17 protein-coding genes are annotated in these 21,642 nt (G+C 73.5%); 11 read left to right on the forward strand and 6 right to left on the reverse strand.

Translation table 11 applies throughout. From position 1 onward, the window contains the following. Positions 1–149: 149 nt before the first annotated feature. Positions 150–2,300: a TerD family protein gene (locus tag B073_RS0104075; RefSeq protein ID WP_018536813.1), complete on the forward strand. Its 2,151-nt coding sequence runs from the start codon at positions 150–152 to the stop codon at positions 2,298–2,300. Between the two features lie 152 nt (positions 2,301–2,452). Further along, positions 2,453–3,451 carry a TerC family protein gene (locus B073_RS0104080; RefSeq protein WP_018536814.1) on the forward strand — a complete coding sequence of 333 codons (999 nt, stop codon included), beginning with the start codon at positions 2,453–2,455 and terminating at the stop codon, positions 3,449–3,451. 60 nt (positions 3,452–3,511) lie between these two features. Here the strand turns inward: B073_RS0104080 and B073_RS0104085 are convergent, their stop codons facing one another. From B073_RS0104085 to B073_RS0104095, 3 genes are all read right to left on the reverse strand, one after another. After that, entirely contained in the window at positions 3,512–4,168 is a 657-nt protein-coding gene (locus tag B073_RS0104085; RefSeq protein ID WP_026247047.1) for an MBL fold metallo-hydrolase, read from the reverse strand. A gap of 10 nt (positions 4,169–4,178) precedes the next feature. Then, on the reverse strand, positions 4,179–4,919 hold the full coding sequence (locus B073_RS0104090; protein ID WP_018536816.1) for a maleylpyruvate isomerase family mycothiol-dependent enzyme: 741 nt from the start codon (positions 4,917–4,919) through the stop codon (positions 4,179–4,181). 181 nt (positions 4,920–5,100) lie between these two features. Further along, on the reverse strand, positions 5,101–6,651 hold the full coding sequence (locus tag B073_RS0104095) for an FAD-dependent oxidoreductase (RefSeq protein WP_037810846.1): 1,551 nt from the start codon (positions 6,649–6,651) through the stop codon (positions 5,101–5,103). Between the two features lie 72 nt (positions 6,652–6,723). Between B073_RS0104095 and B073_RS0104100 the strand changes: the two genes are divergently transcribed. Both B073_RS0104100 and uvrA read left to right on the forward strand, forming a co-directional pair. Then, entirely contained in the window at positions 6,724–7,431 is a 708-nt protein-coding gene (locus B073_RS0104100) for a TetR/AcrR family transcriptional regulator (RefSeq protein WP_420706423.1), read from the forward strand. 272 nt (positions 7,432–7,703) lie between these two features. Next, entirely contained in the window at positions 7,704–10,787 is a 3,084-nt protein-coding gene (uvrA, locus tag B073_RS0104105; protein ID WP_018536819.1) for an excinuclease ABC subunit UvrA, read from the forward strand. Between the two features lie 92 nt (positions 10,788–10,879). Here the strand turns inward: uvrA and B073_RS0104110 are convergent, their stop codons facing one another. Together B073_RS0104110 and B073_RS0104115 are read right to left on the reverse strand one after the other, a co-directional pair. Further along, a complete protein-coding gene (locus tag B073_RS0104110; protein ID WP_018536820.1) occupies positions 10,880–11,845 on the reverse strand; it encodes a carbohydrate kinase family protein in 966 nt (321 codons plus the stop codon). 49 nt (positions 11,846–11,894) lie between these two features. Next, positions 11,895–12,923: a LacI family DNA-binding transcriptional regulator gene (locus tag B073_RS0104115; protein WP_018536821.1), complete on the reverse strand. Its 1,029-nt coding sequence runs from the start codon at positions 12,921–12,923 to the stop codon at positions 11,895–11,897. A 383-nt stretch (positions 12,924–13,306) separates the two neighbouring features. Here B073_RS0104115 and B073_RS0104120 point away from each other — a divergent pair, with 383 nt between their 5' ends. Next, positions 13,307–13,720: a Rieske (2Fe-2S) protein gene (locus tag B073_RS0104120; RefSeq protein ID WP_018536822.1), complete on the forward strand. Its 414-nt coding sequence runs from the start codon at positions 13,307–13,309 to the stop codon at positions 13,718–13,720. Between the two features lie 21 nt (positions 13,721–13,741). Here the strand turns inward: B073_RS0104120 and B073_RS0104125 are convergent, their stop codons facing one another. Further along, positions 13,742–14,701 carry a hypothetical protein gene (locus B073_RS0104125; RefSeq protein WP_018536823.1) on the reverse strand — a complete coding sequence of 320 codons (960 nt, stop codon included), beginning with the start codon at positions 14,699–14,701 and terminating at the stop codon, positions 13,742–13,744. Positions 14,702–14,940: 239 nt separating this feature from the next. Between B073_RS0104125 and B073_RS0104130 the strand changes: the two genes are divergently transcribed. From B073_RS0104130 to whiA, 6 genes are all read left to right on the forward strand, one after another. Beyond that, entirely contained in the window at positions 14,941–15,534 is a 594-nt protein-coding gene (locus B073_RS0104130) for a papain-like cysteine protease family protein (protein WP_018536824.1), read from the forward strand. Positions 15,535–15,538: 4 nt separating this feature from the next. Continuing rightward, entirely contained in the window at positions 15,539–16,423 is an 885-nt protein-coding gene (locus B073_RS0104135; protein WP_018536825.1) for a hypothetical protein, read from the forward strand. Between the two features lie 116 nt (positions 16,424–16,539). Next, positions 16,540–18,606, forward strand: coding sequence for an excinuclease ABC subunit UvrC (gene uvrC / locus B073_RS0104140; RefSeq protein ID WP_018536826.1), 2,067 nt, complete (start codon positions 16,540–16,542; stop codon positions 18,604–18,606). Further along, positions 18,603–19,556 (forward strand): RNase adapter RapZ, encoded by a 954-nt coding sequence (rapZ, locus tag B073_RS0104145; RefSeq protein ID WP_199788104.1) that lies wholly within the window; start codon positions 18,603–18,605, stop codon positions 19,554–19,556. The genes uvrC and rapZ overlap by 4 nt, the downstream gene beginning before the upstream one ends. After that, positions 19,553–20,614 (forward strand): gluconeogenesis factor YvcK family protein, encoded by a 1,062-nt coding sequence (locus B073_RS0104150; protein ID WP_018536828.1) that lies wholly within the window; start codon positions 19,553–19,555, stop codon positions 20,612–20,614. The genes rapZ and B073_RS0104150 overlap by 4 nt, the downstream gene beginning before the upstream one ends. Further along, a complete protein-coding gene (whiA, locus tag B073_RS0104155) occupies positions 20,605–21,594 on the forward strand; it encodes a DNA-binding protein WhiA (RefSeq protein ID WP_018536829.1) in 990 nt (329 codons plus the stop codon). The genes B073_RS0104150 and whiA overlap by 10 nt, the downstream gene beginning before the upstream one ends. Positions 21,595–21,642 lie beyond the last annotated feature (48 nt).

Raw genomic sequence — 21,642 nt, forward strand, 5'->3', positions numbered from 1 at the left:
GCCGGTCGCCGGGCCGGGCGGGGCGTCGACCTGCGGACGTCCGACGGGACGCCGACCGCGGTCCGGAAGGGCCCGCCGACAGTCCTGCCGCGCCCGTGGGCGCGCCGCGGCACTGACGAGCGACCCGTACGACACGCAGGGGGAGAACGATGACGGCGGAGCTCGTCCGGGGGCAGAACCACCCGCTGGACCGCACCCGGGTGGAGATCCGGATCGCGGCCGCCGCGCCCGTGCTGGCCGCGGTCGCGCTCGGCGATGAGCAGGGCCGGCTGCCGGGCGCCGAGGCGGTGGCCCATCCGGGCGCACCGCGGCGGGCGGGCGTCGAGGTGCCGTCCCGTGTGGCCGCCGAACAGCGCATCGCGGTTGATCTCGCCGCGCTGCCCGGCACGGTGCGGCGGGTGAGTGTGCTGCTGGTGCTGCCGGACGGGCCCGGCGTGCCGCGCGGCTTCGGTGCCCTCGCCGCGCCGTCGGTCGCCGTGACGAGCCCCGACGGCACCCGTCTCGTCGGCTGCACCCTCACCGGCCTGGGCCCCGAGACCGCACTGGTCGCCGTGGAGCTCTACCGGCGGCGGGGCGCCTGGCGGATCCGCGCCGTGGGCCAGGGGTACGCCGGAGGGCTGGCGGCACTGCTGCACGACCAGGGGCTGCCGGAGGCCGCGGAACTGGCCGCGGAGATCACGACGGTGACCGGCCGGCAACCGGAACCGGCCGGCCCGGCGTCCACCCCGTCGGCCGGCCAGGAGGCCGCCCCGAACGGCCCGGAACCCGCTCCGGCGACCGGCCCCAGCCACGCCCCGGTGGCGGCCCCCGATCCGGCCGTGGCGAGCCGCCCCGAACGGCCCACGGCCGCCCCCGCGGCCGCCCCCACCACCGACACCCCGGCGACCGAGCCCGGCGCGCCCACCACTCCGCCGTCCGTCTCCACCGCCCCGGCCGCCACGCCCGCCACCCCGCCGCCCGGCTCCCGCATCGACTACCGCCACCCCCGGCGCCCCACCGACCCCGCAGCGGCCCGTATGCCGTCCGCCCGCCCCGTCGCTGCGCCCCCGGCCCCGCCGTCTGCCGGCCCCGTCGCCGCGCCCGGTGCCCCGGAGGACCCCGCCGTGCCGGTCGCCGGTGACGCCAACGGCTGGAGCATGGAGGAGCGGCTCTACAACCAGGTCCGGGGCATGTTCGAGGACCTGGCCCGGTCGGTCGCGGCGTACCGCGGCGCGGCCGGCTTCGCCGCCTCCCGTCTGGAGCGGGAGCTGGACGAGGCGCTCGCCGACCCCCGCGCCCGTATGGACGGCGCCACCGAGGCCGCCCGCGCCGCGTCCCGGCAGCGGCACGCCGACCTGGTCGGCCGGGCCCGCGCCGTCCTCGACCGCGACCTCGCCCAGCTCACCGCCGTGTCGGAGGTGGTCGAGCCCGCGCTGCCGCCCGCGCTGGCCCGTTGGGACAGCCCGGTGTGGCACGGCTACGAGGCGCCGCGGCAGCATCCGATGGCGGTCCGGCTGGGCGATCTGCACCTCCCGGAGGCCCCTGGCCTGCGCATTCCGCTGCTCGTCCGGCTTCCTCTGGAGCGCGGCCTGTGGATCGACAGCGGTCCCGGCCCGTATCCCCGTGCCGGGTACGCCCCGGAGCGGGAGGTCGGTCGCCGGGAGCTGGGCAGTGCGCTCACCGACGCGCCGCCCGACGAGGCCACGCTGGCGCGCCTCGCCCTGGAGACCGCCGTCGCCCTCGCCGCCCGCCTGCTGGCCGCTCATCCGCCGGGCGCGTACGCCCTCCAGGTCATCGACGCCGCCGGGGCGGCCGGGCCGGCGCTGGCCCCGTTGCGGGAGAGCGGCGCGCTGCCCGAGCCGCCGCCGGCCGGCGCCCGGGGCGTGGCCGCGGTCCTGGGGGCGCTGACCCGCCGGGTCGACCTCCTCCAGATGGCGGTGCGCCACCGCGCCACCGAGGCCCTGCCGCCGGAGCTGGACCCGGCCGAGCAACTCGTGATCGTCCACGACTTCCCGCACGGCTTCGACGACCGCGCCCTGAACCAACTGCGCTATCTGGCCGACGAGGGCCCCGCGGTCGGGGTCCATCTGATGCTGGTGGCCGACCGGGAGCGGGCACGGGAGTACGGGCCGCTCCTGGACCCGCTGTGGCGCGCCCTGCTGCGGTTGACCCCGGTGCCCGACGACCATCTCGCCGACCCCTGGGTCGGCCATGCCTGGACGTACGAGCCCCCGCTCGCGCCCCGGCGCAGCGAGGTGGTCCGCCGGGTGATGGACCGTGTCGCCGAGGCCCGCCGCGCCGCGGGCTCGCACCCCGGCTGACCGTCAGTCGCTCGAGAGACCAGCCCCCACCAGCGGCTTTATCCTTTCCTTTGCCATTTCATGAACTGCCTTTACTCTTTCTTGTACGGAGGGCGCCGAGTCCCCCGGCAGCGACGACGCTGTGCGTGCCGTACGACATTGCCGGAGGAGCAGTGGACGTTTCCCCCACCCTCTGGGCGCTGACCATCCTCGGTCTGTGCGCCCTGATCGCCGTCGACTTCTTCATCGGCGGACGCAAACCCCATGAGGTCTCCCTCCAGGAAGCCGGCATCTGGACCGGTGTCTGGATGGGGCTCGCCGCGCTGTTCGGGCTCGGCCTGTTGGTGTTCGGCGGCGGCGCGCCGGCCGGCGAGTTCTTCGCGGGCTTCATCACCGAGAAGTCGCTGAGCGTCGACAACCTCTTCGTCTTCGTCCTGATCATGGGCAAGTTCGCGGTCCCGGCCGTCTACCAGCAACGGGTGCTGATGGTCGGGGTGCTGATCGCGCTGGTGCTGCGGGCCGGCTTCATCGGCGCCGGCGCGGCGATCATCGCCAACTTCTCCTGGGTGTTCTACCTCTTCGGCGCGTTCCTCATCTGGACGGCGTGGAAGCTGATCCAGGAGGCGCGGTCCGGGCACGAGGACGAGGAGTTCGAGGAGAACCGCTTCCTGAAGGCGGTCGAGCGCCGCTTCCCGTCCACCGACCGGTACCACGGCACCAGGCTGTTCGTCGTGGAGAACGGCCGGCGGCTGATGACGCCGATGCTGATCGTCATGCTGGCGATCGGCACCACCGACGTCCTGTTCGCCCTGGACTCGATCCCGGCGATCTTCGGCCTGACCCAGGACCCGTACATCGTCTTCACCGCCAACGCCTTCGCCCTGATGGGGCTGCGGCAGCTGTACTTCCTGATCGGCGGGCTGCTGAAGAAGCTGGTCCACCTCTCCTACGGCCTGTCGGTGATCCTCGGGTTCATCGGCGTGAAGCTGGTGCTGCACGCCCTGCACGAATCCGGGGTGGCCGTCCCGGAGATCAGCATTCCGGTCTCGCTGGGCGTGATCGGTGCGGTGCTGGTCATCACGACCGTGACCAGCCTGCGGGCCTCGCGGCGCCAGGCGGCCGAGGAGTCCGTGGAGGCGGCCGAAGAAGCCGAGGTGGCCACCCGCGGGTGACGCGGAGGGCCCGGCGGGCGGTGTGTCGCCCGCCGGGCCCTCAGCCGGTCTCCGGTCCGCTTACCAGCCGCGGGCCCGCCACTCGGCGAGATGCGGCCGCTCGGCGCCGAGCGTGGTGTCGGCGCCATGGCCCGGATAGACCCAGGTCTCGTCCGGCAGTTCGTCGAAGAGCTTGCGCTGCACGCCGTCGAGGAGGGTGCCGAACCGCTCCGCGCTGCCCCAGGTGTTGCCGACGCCGCCGGGGAAGAGACAGTCCCCGGTGAAGACGTGCGGGTGGCCGTGCGGGTCGTCGTAGACCAGCGCGATGCTGCCCGGGGTGTGCCCCACCAGATGACGCGCGGTCAGGCGGACCCGCCCGACGGTCACGGTGTCGCCGTCGTCGAGCAGCACGTCCGTGGGGACGGGGATGCCCTCGGCGTCGTGCCGCCCCGCGTACGTCCGCGCACCGGTGGCGTCGACCACCTCGCGCAGCGCGCCCCAGTGATCGCCGTGCTGGTGCGTGGTGACCACGGACGCCAGACCGCTGTCGCCGATCAGCGTCAGGAGCGTGTGTGGCTCGGCGGCCGCGTCGATCAGCAACTGCTCGTCGGTGGCCCGGCACCGCAGCACATAGGCGTTGTTGTCCGTCGGACCGACCGCGACCTTCGAGATCATCAGGTCGGTCAGCTCGTGCACGTCGGCCGGTCCGCCGACCTTCACTGCTCCGCTGTAGGTCATGGCACCAACTCTAGAGCGGGGGAACGACAGGCAGCGGTCCGCCGTGGGTGTCCAGACGGGCGCCGTCCGCGCGCCCGGTCAGCCAGCCGACCAGGTCGCGCGCCGAGCCGCTCACCACCGCCGGAGCGGCCGTGCCGCCGGCGTCGGGGCCGCGGCGCCCGGTGTGCCACCGGCGGCCGTCGTCGTCGCGCAGCTCCAGCGCGGGCAGCTCCGGGTGGCCGGCGAACTTGATCCCGGTGAGGAAGTCCAGCTCGCTGTCCACGAAGGCCGGCGACAGCTGGTCGACGGTGTAGCCCACGCCCAGGTCGACATGGTGCAGTTCGACCTCGGCCAGCCGGCGCAGCGCCAGCCGGTCGGCCCGCTCGACGACGCCGTTGCGCATCTCGACCTGGTACGCCCGGCGGTCCTCCGGGAGGGACTGCGCCGCCGCGTCGAAACGGGCCGCGGACTCCCGGAGGTCTTCCAGGTGGGTCGCCAGCGGACGGTCGGCGCCCCGCTCGATGTCGCCGTCGCGCGCCGCGGTACTCGCGTACATCGGCGTGCGGACGCCGGTCCGCGCCCAGGTCAGGAGATTGGTCAGGGCGTCGGCGTTACGGGCCAGATGGGCCAGGACATGGCCCCGGGTCCATCCGGGGAGCAGCGACGGCTCGCCGACCGCGGCGTCGTCGAGCTTGCCCAGGGAGACCAGCAGCCGGTCGGTGGCCTCGTGGACGGCGGCCGCATCGCGCGGGAAATCAGGAGGGATGGTCATGGCCCGACGCTAGCGCCGGCCTGGCCCGTCCGGGAGGCGAACGGCAGCGTTCGGGGCGGAAGCGGGGTGTGCCGGTGGCACGGGCGGTGCGCGCGGGCGTGGAAGGGGCGGACGGGGCGACCGCCTCTTCCACGCCGTCCGCCCCCTGAGGGCCGTCCGACGGGACTTCGGACTCACTCATCTAGGCAGGCACCGCGGCGGGCGAGCCGAACCACTGGCCCAGCGCCGCGTCCAACTCCTCGTAGGCGCCCGGGGTGTCGGCCGCCCAGGCGGTGCAGCCGTCCGGGCGCACCAGGAGGCCGGCCAGGTCGGGCCGCTCCGGGCACGCCACCGTCAGGACGCGCACCCGGTCCTCGTGGCCGGCCGCGCGCTCGCGCAGGGCCGGGTCGTCGGCGAGGTCGAGCAACAGGCCCTGGCCGCCGTGCAGATGGTCCGCGAGCCGGTGGCCGTCGGACAGCTCCAGGTCGGGCGCGCTGCGGCCGGTCAGCGGGTGGCTGCCGGGCAGGTCGTAGCGCTGCCAGACGCCGGAGATCTTCTTGACGAAGAAGGTGGTGGCGTCGGACGTCCCGGACAGTTCGGCGATCACCTTGCGCAGCGCCCCGGCGTGCGACTCCGGCCGCATCAGCGCCACTTGGGCCCGGGTCCACTCCAGCACCCACGCGCCGATGGGGTGCCGCTCGGCGGTGTAGCTGTCGAGCAGCCCCTCCGGGGCCCAGCCGCGCACCGTGGCGGCCAGCTTCCAGCCGAGGTTCATCGCGTCGCCGATACCGAGGTTGAGGCCCTGGCCGCCGAACGGGGAGTGCACATGGGCCGCGTCACCGGCGAGCAGCACCCGGCCCCGGCGGTAGTCGGGCACCTGGCGGGCGTTGTCGGTGAAACGGGTGGCCGTGAGCACCTTGGTGATCGTCACGTCCGGGACGCCGGAGACCCGGCGCAGCGAGGTCTGCAACTCCTCGGCGGTGATGGGGGCGTCGCGGTCCGTGGGCGGTCCGTCGAACTCCACGGTGAGGATCCGGCCGGTCGTCGGCCCGTGGACGTAGGTCCCGGTGTCGGTCCACGTCCAGCCGGCCCCCAGGGCGTCGGCACCGGTCATCTCCACGACGGCCTGGTGGCCGGTGATCTCCGGATCGGTGCCGGGGAAGGGGAATCCGGCGAGCCGGCGCACCGTGCTGCGGCCGCCGTCGCAGCCCACCAGCCAGCCGGCGCGCAGCGAGCCCTCCGAGGTGTGGACGTGCACCCCCGCGTCGTCGGCGTCCAGACCGGTCAGGGTCACCCCGCGGCGCAGGCTCACGCCCAGCTCGGCGGCGCGGGCGGCGAGCAGCCGCTCCAGGGCCTCCTGAGGGACGAGCCCGACCTCGGTGGCCGGGCCGCTGGTGCCGAACTCCGGGTCCGACTCGTCCAGGAGGTCGGCGCGGAGCATGATGCCCGCGAAGTGCCCGGCGAACCGCGGCGCCGCCTTGACCGTGGAGGCGTCGGCCGCCTCCCGCTGCCGCATGAACGAGCTGAACTGCGCCATGGCGGCGCGCTGCACCTCGGCCAGTCCGGGCAGCATGCCCCGCCGGTAGAAGGCTTCCGAGCTGGGGGTGTTGATGGCCCCCGCCTTGATCGTGGTGTCCACCTCGGTCAGTCGCTCCAGGACGACGACCGAGACGTCCGCCAGTGCCAGTTCGCAGGCGAGCATCAGCCCCACCGGGCCGCCCCCTGCCACCACTACGTCTGCGTCATGCTTCATGGAGCGAAAGTGTAGTCACTAAAAATTTGTCCCCGCTACAATTTTCTCTGGAAAGCGGCGAAAGGAGAGACGGTGACGGAAAGGGAGCCTTCGGGGGAGCGGCGGCGGGTGGCGGCCGAGGAGGGGGAGGGGGGTGCGGTGCCGAGCCTGCGCGAGCGCAAGAAGCGGCTCACCCGGGAGCGGATCTCCGGCGTCGCCACGCGGCTCTTCGTCGAGCGCGGCTTCGACAACGTCACCGTCGCCGAGGTGGCCCGCGCCGCCGAGGTCTCCACGATGACGGTCTTCAACTACTTCCCGCGCAAGGAGGACCTCTTCCTCGACCGGATCCCGGAGGCGGTGGAGCTGCTCGTCGGCGCGGTGCGGGAGCGCGGCGCGGACGAGACGCCGCTGGCCGCGCTGCGCCGGCTCGCGCTGGACCTGCTGGCCGAGCGTCATCCGCTGGGCGGGCCGGGGGAGGGGTTCGACCACTTCTTCCGCACGGTGCTGGAGGCGCCGGCGCTGCGGGCGCGGGCGCGCGAGGCGGTCGAGGAGGTCGAGGGTGCGCTGGCCGGGGCGCTCGCCGAAGCGGCCGGCGGCGACCCCGCGCGGCCCGGCCGGAGCGCCCGGCTGGCCGCGGCGCTGATCATCGCGGGGTGGCGGACGTGCTACGTGGAGGCCGCCGCCCGGCAGCTGGCGGGTGACCCCGCGGACGAGGTGGCCGCTGACCACGAAGCAGTGATCCGGCACACCTTCGAGGCGTTGGAGCGGGCGCTGCCGGACGGGGGCCCGGGGCGGGGCTGACCGCGGGGCGCCGGCCACCGGACGGCGTAATGGCTGGTCATCGCGGCGGGAAGGGTGCGGCGTCGCCACACGTTTGGGTGAAGAGGGCTTGCGCGGCCCGTAAATCGAATGCACGTGCTATAGGCTCGTGTGTGGCATCCCAAAGACAGTGCCGCGGCGGTCCCCATACCCTTGGTCGGGGGCCCCGCTCCGTCCCGCCGCCTCTGCTCGCTCACCGCGCGGCGGGCGCAGCCCGTGGCTTCCGCCCCTCTCCAAGAAAGGTGCCGACCGGCGTGGCCGACCGTCTCATCGTCCGTGGCGCTCGCGAGCACAACCTCCGCAACGTCTCGCTCGACCTCCCCCGCGACTCCCTCATCGTCTTCACGGGGCTCTCCGGGTCGGGCAAGTCCTCGCTCGCCTTCGACACGATCTTCGCCGAGGGGCAGCGGCGCTATGTCGAGTCGCTCTCCTCGTACGCCCGGCAGTTCCTCGGGCAGATGGACAAGCCCGATGTGGACTTCATCGAGGGCCTGTCCCCCGCGGTCTCGATCGACCAGAAATCGACCTCGCGCAACCCGCGCTCCACGGTCGGCACGATCACCGAGGTCTACGACTACCTCCGCCTGCTCTTCGCCCGGATCGGCAAGCCGCACTGCCCGGAGTGCGGGCGCCCGATCGCCCGGCAGTCGCCCCAGGCCATCGTGGACAAGGTCCTGGAGCTCCCCGAGGGCAGCCGCTTCCAGGTGCTCTCGCCCCTGGTGCGCGAGCGCAAGGGCGAGTTCGTCGACCTCTTCTCCGACCTCCAGACCAAGGGCTACAGCCGCGCCCGGGTCGACGGGGAGACCGTCCACCTCGCCGACCCGCCGAAGCTGAAGAAGCAGGAGAAGCACACCATCGAGGTGGTCGTCGACCGCCTCACGGTCAAGGACGGCGCCAAGCGCCGGCTGACCGACTCCGTGGAGACCGCCCTCGGGCTCTCCGGCGGCATGGTCATCCTCGACTTCGTCGACCTCGACGCCGACGACCCGCAGCGCGAGCGGATGTACTCCGAACACCTCTACTGCGCCTACGACGACCTCTCCTTCGAGGAGCTGGAGCCCCGCTCCTTCTCCTTCAACTCGCCCTTCGGCGCCTGCCCGGACTGCACCGGCATCGGCACTCGCATGGAGGTCGACCCCGAGCTGATCATCCCGGACGAGGAACGCTCGCTCGACGAGGGCGCCATCCACCCCTGGTCCGGCGGCCACACCAAGGACTACTTCGGCCGCCTGGTCGGCGCCCTCGCCGACGCCCTGGGCTTCCGCACGGACATCCCCTGGGCCGGCCTGCCGCAGCGCGCAAAGAAGGCCCTGCTCTACGGCCACAAGACCCAGATCGAGGTCCGCTACCGCAACCGCTACGGCCGCCAGCGGGCCTACACCACCGCCTTCGAGGGCGTGGTGCCGTTCGTCAAGCGGCGGCACAGCGAGGCGGAGAGCGACAGCAGCCGGGAGCGCTTCGAGGGCTATATGCGCGAGGTGCCCTGCCCGACCTGCGACGGCACCCGGCTCAAGCCGATCGTGCTCGCCGTCACGGTCCAGGAGAAGTCGATCGCCGAGGTCGCGGCCATGTCGATCAGCGACTGCGCCGACTTCCTGCGCACCATGACGCTCACCGCCCGTGAGAAGACCATCGCCGAGCGGGTCCTCAAGGAGGTCAACGAGCGGCTGAAGTTCCTGGTCGACGTCGGCCTGGACTACCTCTCGCTGAACCGCGCGGCCGGCACCCTCTCCGGCGGCGAGGCCCAGCGCATCCGCCTCGCCACCCAGATCGGCTCCGGCCTGGTCGGCGTGCTCTACGTCCTCGACGAGCCGTCGATCGGCCTGCACCAGCGGGACAACCACCGCCTGATCGAGACCCTGGTGCGGCTGCGCGACATGGGCAACACCCTGATCGTGGTGGAGCACGACGAGGACACCATCAAGGTCGCCGACTGGGTCGTCGACATCGGCCCCGGCGCCGGCGAGCACGGCGGCAAGGTCGTCCACAGCGGCCCCATGAAGCAGCTGCTGGCCAACAAGGACTCGATCACCGGCCAGTACCTCGCCGGCAAGAAGGCCATCGCGACGCCGGACGTCCGCCGCGCCACCGACCCGGCCCGGCAGCTGACGGTCCACGGCGCGAAGGAGAACAACCTCCGCGACATCGACGTCTCCTTCCCGCTCGGCGTGCTCTCCGCCGTCACCGGCGTCTCCGGCTCCGGCAAGTCGACGCTGGTCAACGACATCCTCTACACCCACCTGGCGCGCGAGTTGAACGGCGCCAAGTCGGTTCCCGGCCGGCACACCCGGGTCGCCGGCGACGACCTCGTCGACAAGGTCGTGCACGTCGACCAGTCGCCGATCGGCCGGACCCCGCGCTCCAACCCGGCCACCTACACCGGCGTCTTCGACCACGTCCGCAAGCTCTTCGCGGAGACGATGGAGGCCAAGGTCCGCGGCTATCTGCCGGGACGCTTCTCCTTCAACGTCAAGGGCGGCCGCTGCGAGAACTGCTCCGGCGACGGCACCATCAAGATCGAGATGAACTTCCTCCCGGACGTCTACGTCCCGTGCGAGGTCTGCCACGGCGCGCGCTACAACCGCGAGACGCTGGAGGTGCACTACAAGGGCAAGTCCATCGCCGAGGTGCTGGACATGCCCATCGAGGAGGCGCTGAGCTTCTTCGAGGCGGTGCCCACCATCGCCCGCCACCTCAAGACGCTCAACGAGGTCGGCCTCGGCTACGTCCGGCTCGGCCAGTCCGCGCCGACCCTCTCCGGCGGCGAGGCGCAGCGCGTCAAGCTGGCCAGCGAGCTCCAGAAGCGCTCCACGGGCAGCACCGTCTACGTCCTCGACGAGCCCACCACCGGTCTGCACTTCGAGGACATCAGCAAGCTCATCAAGGTGCTCTCCGGCCTGGTCGACAAGGGCAACACGGTCATCGTCATCGAGCACAACCTCGATGTGATCAAGACCGCTGACTGGGTCATCGACATGGGCCCCGAGGGCGGCAACGGCGGCGGCCTGGTCGTCGCCGAGGGCACCCCGGAGCAGGTCGCGGGGATTCCGGCCAGCCACACCGGCAAGTTCCTGCGGGAGATCCTCGGCGAGCGGGTCAGCGACGCGGCGCCGGCCGACGGCGGGCCCCGGAAGCCGGCCGCCCGGAGGGCCACGGCGAAGAAGGCGGTGGCCGCCGCCAAGTCCGCCGGGAAGACGACGGTGACGGCCTCGACCGCGGCGAAGAAGACCGCCGCCAAGAAGGCCACGGCCAAGACCGCCGCGACGGCGGCCAAGAAGGCACCGGCCAAGAAGACCGCCGCCAAGAAGACGGCGACGCGGGCCCGCCGGTCCTCCTGACGCCACACCGGCCGCAGCCGCACCGCACAGCGGGGGCGGAGCCTCGGGGAGAGGCTCCGCCCCCGCTGTCGTGCACTGGGGACGCCGGCGGCTCAGGCGGCCAGTTCCGCGGCGAACGGCGGCTCCGCGCCCGCCCGGGAGCAGGTGACGGCGGCCGCCCGGGCGGCGAAGCGGAGGATGTCCTCCCAGTCGCCGTCGGTGAGCCCGCCGACCGCCGCGTCCGACAGCGCGCCATGGGCGTCGAGCCGGTGCAGCAGCGCCGCGTTGACGGTGTCGCCGGCGCCGATGGTGTCGACGACGGTGACCCGCTCCCCGGGCACCGCCAGCTCGCCGCCGCCCCGCGTCAGCACCGTCAGCCCGTCGCCGCCGTGGGTGAGGACGACCGCCGCGGGGCCGGCGGCCAGCCACTCCCGGGCCGCCGCGAGCACCGCCGCCCGCCCGGCTCCGACCGGTTCTGGGGCCGCCCCGGCCAGCCACAGCGCGTCCTCCTCCGACAGCTTCACCAGCGCCAGGTCCGGCAACCATGACCGGAAACGCGCCCGGTAGGCGTCCGGATCGGCGATCAGCCCCGGGCGGATGTTGGGGTCGAGCGCGGTGAACACCCCGCGCCGCGCCTCCCGCCGCAACAGCGCCTCGTACGCCCCGGCACCCGGCTCCAGCACCAGCGAGCAGGTGCCCAGCGAGAGCGCCCGCACCGCCTCGGGCAGCGCCGGCGGCAGGGTGAAGAGCCGGTCGGCGGTGCCCTCCACATAGAAGCCGTAGCCCGCCGAGCCGTCCGCACCGATGTCCGCCACCGCCAGAGTGGTCGGCTCCGGACCGCGCTGCACCAGCGAGGTGTCCACCCCGCCGTCGCGCAGCCCGCGCAGCAGCGACGCGCCGAAGGCGTCGGTCGAGACCCGGGAGCAGAACGCGACGGGCGAGCCCAGCCGCCCCAGCGCCACCGCGGTGTTGTACGGCCCGCCGCCGCGCCGCGGCAGCAGCGCCGGCAACGAGCCGTCCGGGGACGGCGGTTGACTGGGGACGAGGTCGATCAGCGCCTCGCCGGCGACGACGATCACGGGATACGGGTCCTTTCCTCCACCGGCCGGGTCCGGCCGGGCATGGCCGTCAGGGCGCGTCCGAGGGCCTGTCCGAGGCGGTCTCGGGGCAGCCGCACGAGGTGCGGTGCACGAAGGTGCAGGGCAGCCGGACGGTGCGCGGCGGCCGGTCCGGGGCGTCCAGCCGCTCCAGCAGCAACCGGACCGCCGCGGCGCCCAGTTCCCGGCTGGGCCGGGCGATCGCGGTCAGCCGCGGGGTGAAGAGGTCGGCCCAGGCGAAGTCGTCGAAGCAGGCCAGCGCGATGTCCCGGGGCACCTCCAGGCCCAGGGCGCGCAGCGCCTGGAGCGCGCCGATGGTCATCGCGTTGTTGGCGGTGATGATCGCGGTGGGGGGCGCCGGCGCGGCGAGCAGATGGCGGGTGGCGTCCTGGGCGCCCTCCGCCTCGGAGTTGCCGCCGGCCAGCAGCTCGGGCGCGAACGGCAGTCCGCGGGCGCGCAGCCCCGCGCGATAGCCCTCGACCCGCTCGGTGGTGGTGCTGAGTCCGGGCAGGCCCGCGATCAGCCCGATCCGGGTGTGCCCCGCGCCGGCCAGGTGCTCGACGAGCCGGCGGACCGGGCCGGCGCTCTCCGCGCAGACCTGGTCGAAGCCGTCGTCCACCAGCCGGTCGAGGAACACCGTGGGGATCTGGCGCTTCGTCACGTAGTCGACCATCTCGGCCGGTTCGGCGGACGGCGCGACGATCATGCCGTCCACCCGCCGCTCGTGCAGCAGCTGGACGACCTTGCGCTCGTGCCGGGGATCGTCGTGCGGGTCGGCGATCAGCAGGCTGTAGCCGGCCTCCAGGGCGCCGGCCTCGACGCCCTGGAGGATCTCCGTGAAGTACGGGTTGCTGATCGCCGAGACGGCCAGGCCGATGGAGCGGGTGCGGGAGGTGACCAACGAGCGGGCGAGGGTGTTGTGGGTGTAGCCGAGCTCCTCGATGGCGGCCAGCACCGCGGCCCGGGTGTCCGGGCGGACCGGCCGGGTGCCGTTCACCACATGCGACACCGTGGCGACGGAGACGCCCGCGCGCCGTGCCACATCCACCATCGTCGTCATCCGGCTCTTTCCCCCCGTCCCGGCGCACCGTGTCCGGCGCCCGGCCGACGGTCTTTCCTGTCGGTCCGCCGCAGTCCATCACAGTACGTGGGCGCCGGGCCAAACGTAAACGCTTGCGCAAGCGCTTACGCGCTGGTGGTTCTTCTGTGGTGTCCCCGCCATCGAATCCGCACGACGTCGTGCGGAGGCGCCGATGCGCGCTCTCGTGGTCACCGCACCGGGCTCCGGGGTCTCTTCGTCCAGCGGCTGCTGCCCGAGACCAAGGGCCGCAGCCTGGAGGAGATCGAGGCGGAGCTGCTGCGGGGCCGGGCGGACCGCCGTCCGGCCGGGCCGGCCGCCCCGGTATCGTCTGGGGCCGACGCCCACTGACCAGGAGGTACCCCATGAGCGTGTCCCCGGACCGCCGGACCATGCTGCGGGGGGCCGCACTCGCCGGCATCGCCTGTTTCGGCGCCGCCGCCTGCGCCGCGGGCGGGCAGGGAGCCGGCAAGCGGCCGTCCTCGGACGCGCCGGTCGAGCTGGGCCCGGCCGCGGACGTGCCGGTCGGCGGCGCCAAGCTCTACGCCGCGCAGCGGTTGCTGGTCTCGCAGCCCGCCAAGGGCGAGTTCAAGTGCTTCAGCGCCGTGTGCACGCACATGGGCGGGACGCTGAACAAGATCGAGAAGGGGCAGGCCGTCTGCCCGTTGCACGGCAGCCACTTCGAGGCGGCCACCGGCAAGGTCGCCCAGGGCCCGGCGAGCACTCCCCTGGAGGAGGTCCCGGTCAAGGTCGAGGGCGGCAAGCTGATCGCGGGCTGAGCGGGCGGCCCGCCGCCCCGTTCACCCCCAGTCCCAGGCGATCCCCAGGATTCCCGGCCGCACTCCCTGCTCGACCACGTGCACCGCGTGGTGCCGGCCGCTCAGCGTCAGCTCCTGCCGGCCGGTGCGCGGCCCGGTGGCCGACGCCTGGGCGAAGCGGCGGCAGCGCACCGGCAGCGCCGCCTCGTCGAACCGCACCTGGAGGACGTACTGGCCGCCGGCGAAGCTGAAGCCGCGTACGTACTCGGAGCTGGTGCCGCCGCTGCCGTCCTCGAAGGCGTAGCCGAAGACATGGGTGTCGCCGGCCCGCAGCCGGGTGTCGAAGAGCAGCTCGGCGACGATCACGCCGTTGGCCCCGTCCCCGCGCACCCGCCCCAGCCGGCAGTTCTCGCCCGCCCGCACCCGCACCCGCGACGGGTCGCAGCCCGCGTCGCCCCGGTGGATGGCGATGTAGCGGTCCACGCCGTCCCGGTGGGCGCGCACCACCTGCAGCGACTCCCGTTCACTCAGCTCGCGCCGGGCCCCGATCCGTACCCGTTCGTGGTGGCCGACGGTGTGCACCCCGCCGTCCGCGGGGGTCTCCAGCTCGGCGAAGAGCTGCTGGAGGCAGTCGGCCGGGGCCACCAGCGAGCGGTACGAGCGGCCCGGCGGCCGTTCGACCTCCGGGCGGGGGCCGCCCTCGGGCACCAGGAGCCGGTGCAGCGACCGGTCGGGCAGGCCGAGGACGTCCTCCAGGGCGCGGACCGCGCGCAGCGACTCGGGGCGCTGCGGGCGCCGGGCGCCCTGCTGCCAGTAGCTCAGGCTGGTGACCCCGATGGTGATGCCGCGCTGGGCGAGCTTGTGCTGGACGCGGGTGAGCGCCAGCCCGCGGGCGGTGAGCGCGCTGCGCAGGGCGAGATGGAACGGGCCGGTGCGCAGCAGCTGCGCCAGCTCGGCCGAAACGGGAAGGCTCTGTGCGGTGTCGGGAGTGTTCTGTGCCATTGCCTCAATCCTCCGGCGCGCGCGGTGAATGTTCACAACCAGAACGCACGGCGCACGCGCTCCCTGCTCGTTCACTGCAGGACGCCGGGCACCGGACGTTCACATCCGGTCCCGCTCGTCCACACCCCCATGTCACCTCGCATTGAAGCGTGTTGACCTGCCTGCGACAACACCCGATGCTCCTCGACAGCATCCGGATGCGCTCCTCTCTCCCCCTCACCCCACACGGGAGGAACGCCATGTCCCACTCTCCGTCCGCCCGGCGCGGGCGCCGCAGATGGCTGTCGGCAGCCATGCTCGCCGCCGTGGCCCTGACCGGACTCCCCACCACCGCCGCCACCGCCGCCCCGCAGGCCGTCAACCGCCTCGACATCACCATGCAGGCCCAGCAGAAGACCAACTGGTGCTGGGCCGGTTCCGGTAACACCATCGCGACCTGGTTCGGCCGGAACTACAGCCAGAACCAGTTCTGCAACGCCGCGTTCAACCGCCAGCAGGGCACCACCTGCCCCAACAACCAGGCCACGCTGGGCAATGTGCAGAACGCATTCGACTGGATGGGCATCAATCCTGGCTCGTATGTGACCGGTTGGCTCCGCTACACCACCGTCCAGAACGAGATCAACGCCAACCGCCCCATCGAGACCCGCATCGAGTGGGCGTCCGGCGGCGGCCACATGCACGTCCTCTACGGCTTCGACACCTCCCGCAACTGGGTGTACTGGGGCGACCCCTGGGCCTCCAACAACCGCTACAACTGGGGCGACTTCGACTACTACGTGAACGGCGACTCCTTCTCCTGGACCCACTCCCTCTACCGGATAGGAGCCTGAGGCCATGCCGAAGCGCATCGTCGCCCGCGCCGCCGCCACGGGCACCCTCGCCGCCGCTCTCCTGGGCCTCGCCCCGCACGCCGCCCTGGCCGCCGCGCCGGTCCCGCTCGCCCCGCCGCCCGCCGGCCTCGCCGCCGCCCACGACGCGGCCACCGCCCCGGCGACCCTGGACACCCTGGCCCGCTTCTTCGCCGCCGCCCCGGGCAAGGACGGGGCCCGCGCCGGGCTGACCGCACCGGCCCGGACCGCCCCGCGTGTCGAGGGCGCCACCGTCCCCGTCTACGTCCTCTCACCCGACTTCGTCCGTGGCCGGGCCGACGCCCCCGTGGCCCGGCTGGAGTTCATGGCGACCCGGGCCGTCGCCGCCGACGGCCGCACCGCGTCCGTGTGGACCGCCCGCCGGGGCGCCTCCTGGAAGGTCGTCAACATCGCCAGCGGCGACGACGAGACCCGCTACGCCGCGGCCGGCGCCGGACAGGGCGGCGGCACGGTCTTCCACGAGCCGCAGATCGACGCCTGGTACGTCCAGCGCGGCGACCGCATCGAGCCCCTGGACGCCGCCGCCCGCAAGGCCGTCGGCGCGCACGGCACCACCGTCGCCGCCTACCGGAAGCGGGTCGCCGCCGCCTACGGCGACAAGCTCCCGGGCTCCGCGTACGACAAGCGCGGCGAGGCCGGCGGCTTCGGCCCCGGCGGTGCGCCGGCCGGCCCCGACACCGGCCGCGCGCCGCACCCGCTCGCCGCGGACGAGGCTCCCGTGGCGGCCGCGGAGACGGCGGCCGGCGACACCTTCCCGGTGACCGCCGCCTCCACCGTCGCGGGCGCCGCCGCCGTGCTCGCCCTGGGCCTGTCGGCCGCCGCGGCCGCGCGCCGGCGCCGCCCCCGCTGACCGCGCGCCGCCCGCTCCACCGGAGCCCGTCCCTCCGCCCCCACGCCGGGGTGCCGCAGGGGCGGGCTCCGCCGCCTCGGGCCGGATTGTCGGTGGCGGTCAGTAGGGTGGTGGGCATGGCAGACCCCAGTAGCTACCGACCCAAGCCGGGACAGATCCCCGACTCGCCGGGGGTCTATAAATTCCGCGACGAGCACGGCCGGGTCATCTACGTAGGCAAGGCCAAGAGCCTGCGGCAGCGCCTGGCCAACTACTTCCAGGACCTGGCCGGGCTGCACCCGCGCACCCGCACGATGGTGACCACCGCCGCCTCGGTGGAGTGGACCGTGGTCTCCACCGAGGTCGAGGCGCTCCAGCTCGAATACAGCTGGATCAAGGAGTTCGACCCGCGGTTCAACGTCAAGTACCGCGACGACAAGAGCTATCCGTACCTCGCGGTGACCCTCGGCGAGGAGTTCCCCCGCGTCCAGGTGATGCGCGGCGCCAAGAAGAAGGGCGTGCGCTACTTCGGCCCGTACGCCCACGCCTGGGCCATCCGCGAGACCGTCGACCTGCTGCTGCGGGTCTTCCCCGTGCGGACGTGCTCCGCCGGCGTCTTCAAGCGCTCCGCCCAGATCGGCCGCCCCTGTCTGCTCGGCTACATCGGCAAGTGCTCGGCCCCCTGCGTCGGCCGGATCTCCCCCGAGGACCACCGCGAACTCGCCGAGGAGTTCTGCGACTTCATGGCCGGCCGCACCGGTGCCCACATCCGCCGCCTGGAGCGCGGGATGCAGGAGGCGGCCGAGGAGATGGAGTACGAGCGCGCCGCCCGCCTCCGGGACGACATAGGCGCGCTCAGGCGGGCCATGGAGAAGAGCGCGGTGGTGCTCGCGGACGCCACCGACGCCGACCTGATCGCCCTCGCCGAGGACGAACTCGAGGCCGCCGTCCAGATCTTCCACGTCCGCGGCGGCCGGGTGCGCGGCCAGCGCGGCTGGGTCACCGACAAGGTCGAGGCGGTCACCACCGGCGATCTCGTCGAGCACGCCCTCCAGCAGCTCTACGGCGAGGAGCAGGGCGACGCGGTCCCCCGGGAGGTGCTGGTCCCGGCGCTGCCCGACCCGCTCGAACCGGTCGCCCAGTGGCTCACCCAGCGCCGCGGCTCCCAGGTCTCGCTGCGCATCCCGCAGCGCGGCGACAAGAAGGACCTGATGGCCACCGTCGCGCGCAACGCCCAGCAGGCACTCGCCCTGCACAAGACCAGGCGCGCCTCCGACCTGACCACCCGCTCCCGCGCCCTGGAGGAGATCGCCCAGGCCCTCGACCTGGACTCGGTCCCGCTGCGCATCGAGTGCTTCGACATCTCGCACCTCCAGGGCGAGGACGTGGTCGCCTCCATGGTGGTGTTCGAGGACGGGCTGGCCCGGAAGAGCGAATACCGCCGCTTCCAGATCAAGGGCTTCGCCGGCCAGGACGACGTCCGCGCCATGCACGAGGTCGTCGGCCGCCGCTTCAAGCGCTACCTCCAGGAGAAGCAGAAGTCGGGGGAGTGGACGGAGGAGCCCGCGGAGGATACGGCGGGAGAAGCGGGCGAAGGGGCCGAGCCGCCCGCCGAGGCCGGCCCGGCCGCCGGCCTCACCGACGAGGACGGCCGCCCCAAGCGCTTCGCCTACCCTCCCCAGCTCGTGGTCGTCGACGGCGGCGCCCCCCAGGTCGCGGCCGCCCGCCGCGCCATGGACGAGCTGGGCATCGACGACGTCGCGGTCTGCGGCCTGGCCAAGCGCCTGGAGGAGGTCTGGCTGCCCGGCGAGGACGACCCGGTGGTGCTGCCGCGCAGCAGTGAGGGGCTCTACCTCCTCCAGCGGGTCCGCGACGAGGCGCACCGCTTCGCGATCACCTACCAGCGCAGCAAGCGCGGCAAGCGGCTGAAGTCCTCCCCGCTGGACGCCGTCGCCGGGCTCGGCGAGACCCGCCGCCAGGCCCTGCTGAAGCACTTCGGCTCGCTGAAGAAGCTGCGGGCGGCCACGGTCGAGGAGATCTGCCAGGTCCCGGGCGTCGGCCGGAAGACCGCCGAGACGGTTGCCGCCGCGCTGGCCGCCGCGGCCCCGTCCGCCCCCGCGGTGAACACCGCAACAGGAGAGATCATTGAGGATGACGAGGCCCCACCGGCCGCGTCGTCAGCAGAACGGGGGCAGGACCGATGAGCACACCGCACGAGACGCAGGAAACCGAGAGAGACGGTGCACAGGTGAGTACGGGCACGATGCGCGAAGCCGACCAGGGCGAGAGCGCCGCGATCCCCGAGCTGGTGATCATCTCCGGCATGTCCGGCGCCGGCCGCAGCACGGCGGCGAAGTGCCTGGAGGACCTCGGCTGGTTCGTCGTCGACAACATCCCGCCCGAGCTGATCCCGCCGATGGTCGAGCTCGGCGCCCGCTCCCAGGGCAACGTCGCCAAGATCGCCGTGGTCGTCGACGTCCGCGGCCGCCGCTTCTTCGCCAACCTCAAGGAGTCCCTGGCCACCCTCGACGCACAGAACGTCAAGCGCCGCATCGTCTTCCTGGAGTCCTCCGACGAGGCCCTGGTGCGCCGCTTCGAGTCCGTCCGCCGCCCGCACCCGCTCCAGGGCGACGGCCGGATCGTCGACGGCATCGCCGCCGAGCGCGACCTGCTGCGCGAACTGCGCGGCGACGCCGATCTGGTCATCGACACCTCCAGCCTCAACGTCCACGAACTCCGCGCCAAGCTCGACGCCCAGTTCGCCGGCGAGGAGGCCCCGGAGCTGCGCGCCACGGTCATGTCGTTCGGCTTCAAGTACGGCCTCCCGGTCGACGCCGACATGGTCGTCGACTGCCGCTTCATCCCCAACCCGCACTGGGTCCCCGAACTCCGCCCCTTCACGGGCCTGAACGACGAGGTCTCCGACTACGTCTTCAAGCAGCCCGGCACCAAGGAGTTCCTGGACGGCTACACCGACCTGCTGCGCCTGGTCGCGGCCGGCTACCGCCGCGAGGGCAAGCGCTATGTGACGATCGCGGTCGGCTGCACCGGCGGCAAGCACCGCAGCGTCGCGATGTCCGAGAAGCTGGCCCGCCGGCTGACCTCCGACGGTGTCGAAACGGTCGTGGTGCACCGGGACATGGGGCGCGAGTGACCTCCCGTACACCGCGGCTCCGCCGGGTCCGCCGCTTCGTCCCCAGCGGCCGCGCGACGAAGGGCGCCACCCCCAAGGTGGTGGCGCTCGGCGGCGGCATGGGGCTGTCCGCCTCGCTCGCCGCGCTGCGCCGCATCACCCGCGATCTGACCGCCGTGGTCACCGTCGCCGACGACGGCGGCTCCAGCGGCCGGCTCCGCGACGAGCTGGGCGTGCTGCCCCCCGGCGACCTGCGCAAGGCGCTGGCCGCGCTGTGCGGCGACGACGACTGGGGCCAGACCTGGGCCCGGGTCATCCAGCACCGCTTCCAGAGCGAGGGCGAGCTGCACGACCACGCGGTGGGCAATCTGCTGATCGTCGCGCTGTGGGAGCAGCTCGGCGACCACGTCCAGGCCCTCGACCTGGTCGGCAAGCTGCTGGGCGCGCACGGCCGGGTGCTGCCCATGTCGGCGGTGCCACTGGAGCTCCAGGCCCAGGTCAGGGGGTTGGACGCCGAGCGCCCGGACGCGATCGGCACGGTTCGCGGCCAGGCCACGGTCGCCCTCACCCGCGGCGAGGTGCTGTCCGTCCACGTCGTCCCTGAGGACCCGCCGGCCGTCCCCGAGGCGGTCGCCGCGGTCCGTGACGCCGACTGGGTGGTGCTCGGCCCCGGTTCGTGGTTCTCCTCGGTCATCCCGCATCTGCTCGTGCCCGAGCTGCGCGAGGCCCTGGAGGAGACCCAGGCCCGGAAGGTCCTCTCACTCAACCTCGCGCCCCAGCCGGGCGAAACCGAGGGCTTCTCCCCGCAGCGTCATTTGGAGGTTTTGGCCCGACACGCCCCTAAACTCGCCTTCGACGTGGTGCTGGCCGACGAGGCCGCGGTGCCCGACATCGATGGTCTGACGGTTGCCGCCAAGCAGCTGGTGGGCAGCGAGGTCGAACTCGCCGCGGTCGCCCGACGCGGAGACGACGCCCGGCCCGGTGCCGGGGGAGCCCCCGACCGGCACGATCCGGAACTGCTGGCAGCCGCGTACGACCGTATTTTTCGGATGCATGGAAGGATCGGCCCATGGCGATGACGGCTGCGGTGAAGGATGAGATCTCCCGGCTCCCCGTCACCCGGACCTGCTGCCGGAAGTCGGAGGTCTCGTCGATCCTGCGGTTCGCGGGTGGCCTGCACCTGGTCAGCGGCCGCATCGTGATCGAGGCGGAGCTGGACACGGGCATCGCCGCCCGCCGGCTCCGCAAGGACATCCTGGAGATCTTCGGGCACTCCTCCGACCTGGTGGTGATGGCCCCCGGCGGGCTCCGGCGCGGTAGCCGCTACGTCGTCCGCGTGGTGGCCGGCGGCGACCAGCTCGCCCGGCAGACCGGCCTGGTCGACGGCCGCGGCCGACCCATCCGCGGACTGCCACCACAGGTGGTCTCCGGCGCGACCTGCGACGCCGAGGCCGCCTGGCGCGGCGCCTTTCTGGCCCACGGCTCGCTCACCGAGCCCGGCCGCTCGTCCTCCCTGGAGGTCACCTGCCCCGGCCCCGAGGCCGCCCTCGCCCTGGTCGGCGCGGCCCGCCGCCTCGGCATCGGCGCCAAGGCCCGCGAGGTGCGCAGCGTCGACCGCGTGGTCGTCCGTGACGGTGACGCCATCGGCGCGCTGCTGACGCGGCTCGGCGCCCACGAGTCGGTGCTGGCCTGGGAGGAGCGGCGGATGCGCCGCGAGGTCCGGGCCACCGCCAACCGCCTCGCCAACTTCGACGACGCCAACCTCCGCCGCTCCGCGCGGGCCGCGGTCGCCGCCGGCGCCCGGGTCCAGCGCGCCCTGGAGATCCTCGGCGAGGAGGTCCCTGAGCACCTCGCCGCGGCCGGCCGGCTGCGCATGGAGCACAAGCAGGCGTCCTTGGAAGAGCTGGGCGCGCTGGCCGATCCGCCGCTGACCAAGGACGCGGTCGCCGGGCGCATCCGCCGCCTGCTGGCGATGGCCGACAAGCGCGCCCAGGACCTCGGCATCCCGGGCACGGAGTCCAACCTCACCGAGGAGCTCGCGGACGGCATGGTCAGCTGACGCGGCCGCCTTCTTCCCCCGCGCCCCCGGCGCCCGTCATCGGGCACC

It is taken from the genome of Streptomyces sp. MspMP-M5 (assembly GCF_000373585.1).
Classification (GTDB): Bacteria; Actinomycetota; Actinomycetes; order Streptomycetales; family Streptomycetaceae; genus Streptomyces.

What these genes read in the sequence shown, in the direction of transcription:
- B073_RS0104130 (WP_018536824.1), top strand. Translation starts at nt 14,941, where the DNA reads ATGTCCCACTCTCCGTCCGCCCGGCGCGGGCGCCGCAGATGGCTGTCG.
- B073_RS0104090 (WP_018536816.1), bottom strand. Translation starts at nt 4,919, where the DNA reads ATGACCATCCCTCCTGATTTCCCGCGCGATGCGGCCGCCGTCCACGAG.
- B073_RS0104115 (WP_018536821.1), bottom strand. Translation starts at nt 12,923, where the DNA reads ATGACGACGATGGTGGATGTGGCACGGCGCGCGGGCGTCTCCGTCGCC.
- B073_RS0104120 (WP_018536822.1), top strand. Translation starts at nt 13,307, where the DNA reads ATGAGCGTGTCCCCGGACCGCCGGACCATGCTGCGGGGGGCCGCACTC.
- B073_RS0104135 (WP_018536825.1), top strand. Translation starts at nt 15,539, where the DNA reads ATGCCGAAGCGCATCGTCGCCCGCGCCGCCGCCACGGGCACCCTCGCC.
- B073_RS0104125 (WP_018536823.1), bottom strand. Translation starts at nt 14,701, where the DNA reads ATGGCACAGAACACTCCCGACACCGCACAGAGCCTTCCCGTTTCGGCC.
- whiA (WP_018536829.1), top strand. Translation starts at nt 20,605, where the DNA reads ATGGCGATGACGGCTGCGGTGAAGGATGAGATCTCCCGGCTCCCCGTC.
- rapZ (WP_199788104.1), top strand. Translation starts at nt 18,603, where the DNA reads ATGAGCACACCGCACGAGACGCAGGAAACCGAGAGAGACGGTGCACAG.
- B073_RS0104075 (WP_018536813.1), top strand. Translation starts at nt 150, where the DNA reads ATGACGGCGGAGCTCGTCCGGGGGCAGAACCACCCGCTGGACCGCACC.
- B073_RS0104085 (WP_026247047.1), bottom strand. Translation starts at nt 4,168, where the DNA reads ATGACCTACAGCGGAGCAGTGAAGGTCGGCGGACCGGCCGACGTGCAC.
- B073_RS0104095 (WP_037810846.1), bottom strand. Translation starts at nt 6,651, where the DNA reads ATGAAGCATGACGCAGACGTAGTGGTGGCAGGGGGCGGCCCGGTGGGG.
- uvrC (WP_018536826.1), top strand. Translation starts at nt 16,540, where the DNA reads ATGGCAGACCCCAGTAGCTACCGACCCAAGCCGGGACAGATCCCCGAC.